Source organism: Nocardia sp. NPDC004722 (assembly GCF_053601505.1).
In genome coordinates this window covers 1-4370 of sequence record NZ_JBSGBY010000673.1, presented here as the reverse complement: position 1 = coordinate 4370, position 4370 = coordinate 1, and the positions used below count along the sequence as shown (strand labels likewise).

Sequence of the window (4370 nt, the reverse complement as noted above, 5' to 3'; positions counted from 1 at the left end):
CCGCGGAATATCCGCTGGACCCGCCCCGCTAGTATGAAGACAGCTTTACGGCGTTGATCCGGCCATCACCGGGGAGTCTTCGGAAGAACGGCGAGGCGACTCGCCTACTAGAACCGAACGGGTGAGCCCGTCACAGCTCGGAACGAGAGGCTCGGTCCCGCAAGGGTTTTCGCTGATCCAGCGGCCGGGCAAGCGGGGTGGTACCGCGGTTACGGCGCACCGAGCGCCGGGATCGTCCCCGTGCCCACTGTGATGGCACGAGGAGACGAGAGGCCGCTATGGCGGACGAGAGCAACACCCGAAACGCATATCCCCGGGTCGATCTGAGCCGGACCAGCGGCCAGGTGTCCTTCCCTGAGCTGGAGCAGCGGGTCCTCGACTACTGGGCCGCCGACGACACCTTCCGCGCCAGCATCGAGAACCGTTCGCAGGCAGAGGAATTCGTCTTCTACGACGGTCCGCCCTTCGCCAACGGATTGCCGCACTACGGTCATCTGCTGACCGGATACGTCAAGGATTTGATCCCGCGATTTCAGACGATGCGCGGGAAGAAGGTCGATCGGCGATTCGGTTGGGATACTCACGGCCTGCCCGCGGAAATCGAAGCTGAGAAGCAGCTCGGTATCACGGACAAATCACAGATCGATGCCATGGGGCTGGCGGAATTCAATGCCGCGTGCAAATCCTCGGTCCTTCGCTACACCAACGAGTGGCGTAACTATGTGACCCGTCAGGCGCGCTGGGTCGACTTCGACAACGACTACAAAACCCTCGACCTCGACTTCATGGAATCGGTCATGTGGGCGTTCAAGTCGCTGTATGACAAGGGCCTGATCTATCAGGGCTTCCGGGTGCTGCCCTACAGCTGGTACGAGCAGACCCCGCTGTCGAATCAGGAGGCCCGCCTCGACGACTCCTACCGGATGCGTCAGGACCCGGCCGTCACCGTCGACATGGTGCTGCGGGTGCCCGCGGACCATCCGCTGCACGCCCTGGACGGCGCGAACGCGCTGATCTGGACCACCACGCCCTGGACCCTGCCGTCCAACCTGGCGATTGCCGTGCACCCGGACGTCACCTACGCCCACATCGAGGGCCAGGACGGCAAGCGGTACGTGCTTGCCGCCGAGCGGGTGTCGCACTACGCGCGCGAGTTCGGCGAGGAGCCGACCGTGCTGTCGGAGCACTCGGGCGCGGCGCTCGAGGGGCTGCACTACTTGCCGCCGTTCGACTTCTTCCTCGGCCACCCGCGCGCGCACCGCGTGCTCAACGCCGACTACGTGACCACCGACTCCGGCACCGGCATCGTGCACCTCGCGCCCGCCTTCGGTGAGGAGGACATGGATGTCGCCTCGGCCAACGGGATCGAGATCGTGCAGCCGTTGGACGCGGGCGGCAAGTTCACCTCGATGGTGCCGCCGTACGAGGGCCTCATGGTCTTCGACGCCAACCCGGTCATCATCAAGGACCTCAAGGCCGCCGGAAAGCTGTTGCGGCACGAGACCATCGAGCACTCCTACCCGCACTCGTGGCGGTCGGGCCAGCCGCTGATCTACATGGCGGTGCCGTCCTGGTTCGTGGCGGTCACCAAGTTCCGCGACCGCGCGCTGGAGCTCAACAAGGAGATCAGCTGGACCCCGGAGCATCTGCGCGACGGTCAGTTCGGCAAGTGGCTGGAGAACGCCCGCGACTGGAACATCAGTCGCAACCGCTACTGGGGTGCGCCCATCCCCGTGTGGATCTCGGATGATCCGGCCTACCCGCGCGTGGACGTCTACGGCTCGCTCGACGCCCTCGAGCGCGACTTCGGCGTGCGCCCCACCGATCTGCACCGCCCGGGGATCGACGAGTTGGTGCGCCCGAATCCCGATGACCCGACCGGGAAGTCGATGATGCGCCGCACCCCCGAGGTGCTCGACTGCTGGTTCGAGTCCGGTTCCATGCCGTACGCCCAGGTGCACTACCCGTTCGAGAACAAGGAATGGTTCGAGGGCACCTCAGACACCCCCGCGCACAGCCCCGGCGACTTCATCGTCGAGTACAACGGCCAGACCAAGGGCTGGTTCTACAACCTGCACGTGCTGTCCACGGCGCTGTTCGATCGACCGGCGTTCAAATCGGTTGTCGCGCACGGCATCGTGCTCGGTGACGACGGCCTCAAGATGTCCAAGTCCAAGGGCAACTACCCGAACGTCAACGAGGTCTTCGACCGCGACGGCTCCGACGCCATGCGCTGGTTCCTGATGGCGTCCCCGGTGCTGCGCGGCGGCAACCTGATCGTCACCGAGCGCGGCATCCGCGAGGGTGTCGGCCAGGCGCTGCGCCCGCTGTGGAACGCGTGGACGTTCCTGCAGCTCTACGCGACCGCGCCGGGCACCTGGCGCACCGACTCGAAGAACGTGCTGGACCAGTACATCCTGGCCAAGCTCGCGCAGACCCGCGACGTGATGACCGACGCCCTCGAGGTGTACGACATCGCGACCGCCTGCGACGAGCTGCGCACCTTCGCCGACGCGCTCACCAATTGGTATGTGCGCCGGTCGCGTTCGCGCTTCTGGGAAGAGGACCGCGACGCCATCGACACCCTGCACACGGTGCTCGAGGTGACCACGCGACTGGCCGCTCCGCTGCTGCCGCTGCTGTCGGAGGTCATCTACCGGGGGCTGACCGGTGAGCGTTCGGTGCACCTGACCGATTGGCCGACCGCGGAGGAACTGCCGCACGACGCCGCGCTGGTGTCGGCCATGGACGAGGTCCGCACGGTCTGCTCCACGGTGCTGAGCCTGCGCAAGGCCCAGAATCTCCGTGTGCGCCTGCCGCTCTCGGAGGTCACCGTGGCGGCCGCCGACGCGGAGCGCCTGCGGCCCTTCGCGGATCTCATCGCCGACGAGGTGAACGTCAAGCGCGTCGATCTCACCACCGACGTGGCCGCCCACGGCCGCTTCGAGCTCGTGGTGAACGCGCGCGCCGCGGGCCCGCGCATCGGCAAGGAAGTCCAGACGGTCATCAAGGCCGTCAAGGCGGGGGAGTGGAACGAGACCGCCGACGGCACCGTCACCGCCGCCGGAATCGCCCTGCTGCCCGAGGAATACACCCAGCGCCTGGTCGCCGCCGAACCCGAGTCCACCGCCGCCCTGCCCGGCAATGCCGGTCTGGTGGTGCTGAACTCGCTCGTCACCGAGGAACTCGAGGCCGAGGGCTGGGCCCGCGACCTCATCCGCGACCTCCAGGAAACCCGCAAGTCCCTGGGCCTCGACGTCTCCGACCGCATCACCGTGGTCCTCGACGTCCCCGCCGAGCGCCGGGACTGGGCCGAAACCCACCGCGCCCTCATCGCGGGCGAAATCCTCGCCACCGCCCTCACTTTCGCGGCGACCGGCGAGGACGCCAGCGAGATCGTCGGCGGCGTGAAGGTCTCGATCACCAAGGCGTAGCTCGCAACCTCTGAGGTCCTGTGCCCCGCTGCATGAGCAGCGGGGCACAGTGCTGTTCTCGTCATTCCATCGCTGCTGGGTGTTCGTGACCTGTCGGTCGGCGCGGATTGGTTTGGCCGGGATCAGTTTTCGGGGGTGCGGGGGCGCAGGCCGTCGAGGATGGGGTCGACCATGTCGGCGGCTTCGGCGACGTCGCCCACGCCGAGCAGGAAGCGGACGTAGACGGGGCCGTAGAGCATGTTGGTCATGGCGAGCAGGGACAGATCGTCGCGGATTTGGCCTGCGTGGATGGCGGATTCGAGGCGGACCGCGCCCTTCTGGGCGCGTGGTTCGACGAAGGTGTCGCGGACCAGTTGCAGCAACGCCGGGTCGTGCTGGGCTTCGGCGATGACGCCGCGGTAGACGCACCCGACGTCGCCGGCCAGCATGCGGGACAGGCCGTGGATCTGGGTTTTCAGGTCGGCGGCGATGTCGCCGGTGTCGGCGAAGTCGGTGGCGGAGCCGATGCGGTCGTTGATGGCTTCCAGGGCGATCGCGCCCTTGGACGGCCACCAGCGATAGATGGTCTGTTTGCCGACGCCGGCCTTGGCGGCGATGGCCTCGATGGTCAGTTTGCCGTAGCCCTTGCTGACCACCAGTTCGAAGGTCGCGTCCAGGATCGCCTGGTGGGATTTGGCGTTGCGCAGTTCGGGTTTGGGCGGCTGTGGCATGGCTTCAGCATACCGCCAAACGAGACGGAACGTCTCGTCTTGACAGTGGTCCGCAATCGGTCTAACTTCATCAACAAGACGAGACGGACCGTCTCGCCGAAGGATCGGAACTCGGTCGCTAGGAGCGAACAATGTCCAGGAAATCGCGCTGCCTGGCCAGAATTTCGAAGTCGACCGCACACCGGAACAAGAGAAGCATGTGCTGGACACTCTTTTCGCGCTCCTC

Annotated in this window: 2 protein-coding genes; one reads left to right on the top strand and one right to left on the bottom strand. The window is 66.3% G+C overall.

The window, feature by feature from the left end; all coding sequences use genetic code 11:
- Positions 1-278 precede the first annotated feature (278 nt).
- Positions 279-3434: an isoleucine--tRNA ligase gene (gene ileS, locus ACWELQ_RS39460; RefSeq protein ID WP_452402114.1), complete on the top strand. Its 3156-nt coding sequence runs from the start codon at positions 279-281 to the stop codon at positions 3432-3434.
- Between the two features lie 122 nt (positions 3435-3556).
- Here ileS and ACWELQ_RS39455 read toward each other — a convergent pair whose 3' ends face one another.
- Positions 3557-4144, bottom strand: coding sequence for a TetR/AcrR family transcriptional regulator (locus ACWELQ_RS39455; RefSeq protein WP_452402113.1), 588 nt, complete (start codon positions 4142-4144; stop codon positions 3557-3559).
- Between the last annotated feature and the right edge of the window lie 226 nt (positions 4145-4370).

Coding starts and splice junctions, on each gene's coding strand:
- ileS (WP_452402114.1), top strand. CDS start 279: ATGGCGGACGAGAGCAACACCCGAAACGCATATCCCCGGGTCGATCTG.
- ACWELQ_RS39455 (WP_452402113.1), bottom strand. CDS start 4,144: ATGCCACAGCCGCCCAAACCCGAACTGCGCAACGCCAAATCCCACCAG.